Annotated in this window: 2 protein-coding genes; both read right to left on the bottom strand. The window is 49.7% G+C overall.

The annotated features are described in order from the left end of the window. Window positions 1-293: 293 nt before the first annotated feature. Window positions 294-647 (bottom strand): polymorphic toxin type 24 domain-containing protein, encoded by a 354-nt coding sequence (locus tag AACY36_RS28500; RefSeq protein WP_339421354.1) that lies wholly within the window; start codon window positions 645-647, stop codon window positions 294-296. Between the two features lie 119 nt (window positions 648-766). Then, window positions 767-1,279, bottom strand: a complete 513-nt coding sequence (locus tag AACY36_RS28135; RefSeq protein WP_339421355.1) for a hypothetical protein — start codon at window positions 1,277-1,279, stop codon at window positions 767-769. Window positions 1,280-1,605: the final 326 nt, after the last annotated feature.

The raw sequence follows: 1,605 nt of genomic DNA, 5'->3' as shown, positions 1-1,605 counted from the left end.
CGCGTGAATTTTGCAGCCATGCGTTTCCGACAAGAGCTTTAAGAGGTGGATATAGAAAACATAATCATCTTCTGAATAGAAACAAACCGAACGATTATTTCCGCGCTGAATGATGTGCAGCGGAAGACCTGGTACCAACAACCGAGGACGACGAGCCATAACAACCCCCTGATTTCTGAAAGAGATCAGCTTAGTCGTCCGCAACAAAAACAAAGTAAAATAATGATTTCAAAAAATAAATCAAATTTTTAAAGAGCACGAATCGTTATAAATAGCGGAAACCGTTATATACGTTAATGAAACATCACAAAAAAGTTAAACACTTGTATGGATTTCGCTGAAAACGTGGTCTGACCCCGATTTCCTACATGTGGTGTCGACACATCAGCATGAGCTGCACCTGTAACGTCAACCCGCTTAACAATCATCCCAGCTGAATCATAGACAGCGTAGCTGGTGATATTTCCTTGATTATCGGCCCGATACACAGCTCCATTCGCTGGGCCACCGTCTAGCTTAAAGCGGCCGCTAATCTGAGTAGCGTTTTCAAGCGGACCTCCTGCAAGATCATTTGCGTTGCGAGGAACAGAATTGAAGCTCGTCGACCCTTTTGGACCAGCCTCCTTTACCGGGTGGGCATACGGCATGCCAGCCTCAGCATCCGGCGAGACAGTCGAGGTGTATGGCGCCTTACCTGTGCCCGTCCCTTTTGCACCAGATAAATGCGCGCCCTTTCCACTTTTTTAGGCTCAGCACGCTTTTATGCCTAATCCGATAGGGTGTAAGAAATATCTCCCGAGTCGCGCCAAACTCCATTCGCAAAGCTTATCGGCCGCTGTGGATAACATACCAACACCCCTTCGATGAACTGACGAAACGACAAGTCAAGTCGCGTTATCCAACGCATATTGTCGATTTCCAACAATCGCCAGTTGTCTCCACTGTCGAAACCGAAAGCAGTCCCGGTGCTATCCCAACCGAACAGCCACACCTCGCCCTTAGCACCCGATTCATAGGGTCCGTCCTTATAAAACCCATCATCACCAAAGTAGTCTGCCGCGGGACATAATGTGGGTTGAATCGTCAAAAGCGACAGCGCGCAGTCGTCCTCCTTAATCTCACCATGCCCCCGCTCCTGCATAAAAGCAAAGTATTCATCGGGAGCCGCTGGCCACTGCTGTCGCATCCCACTCACGTCACCAGAAGAAACAGGGTTCAGCCGCTCTAATAGCACGCATGCGAGTGCATTGAAGGCCTCTAATTTTTCGTACATGGTCATGGGCGCCTCGGAGGTTTCTGCGGAAATGCTGTAGTTGTTGGACTTGCTGGGGCATGAACGCCACCTTGGTGAGCACTTCCACCCGGCACCGGATGCAAATTCCACCATTGGTTAGGTCCACCATACTGCTGTGGTATCACATGGTGCGCTTGGAAATCCACACCACTCTCCGTCTTGGGCCATGTCAAACCAGTATTCAACTGTATCCGCTCCACGAACCCCACATTCCAAACGAATAGCTGACAGCTGATGCTGTGCTCCCGATTTCCCTTAGGAGCCCGCAACCATGATGCGTCCCGACGCCAAGGTCGAAAAAGTCTATCTCT

Source organism: Pseudomonas sp. EA_15y_Pfl1_P101 (assembly GCF_963970835.1).
Classification (GTDB): Bacteria; Pseudomonadota; Gammaproteobacteria; order Pseudomonadales; family Pseudomonadaceae; genus Aquipseudomonas; species Aquipseudomonas tritici.
The sequence above is the reverse complement of the archived record's forward strand: the minus strand, read 5'-3'. Positions and strand labels throughout refer to the sequence as shown.

What these genes read in the sequence shown, in the direction of transcription:
- AACY36_RS28135 (WP_339421355.1), bottom strand. Translation starts at nt 1,279, where the DNA reads ATGACCATGTACGAAAAATTAGAGGCCTTCAATGCACTCGCATGCGTG.
- AACY36_RS28500 (WP_339421354.1), bottom strand. Translation starts at nt 647, where the DNA reads ATGCCGTATGCCCACCCGGTAAAGGAGGCTGGTCCAAAAGGGTCGACG.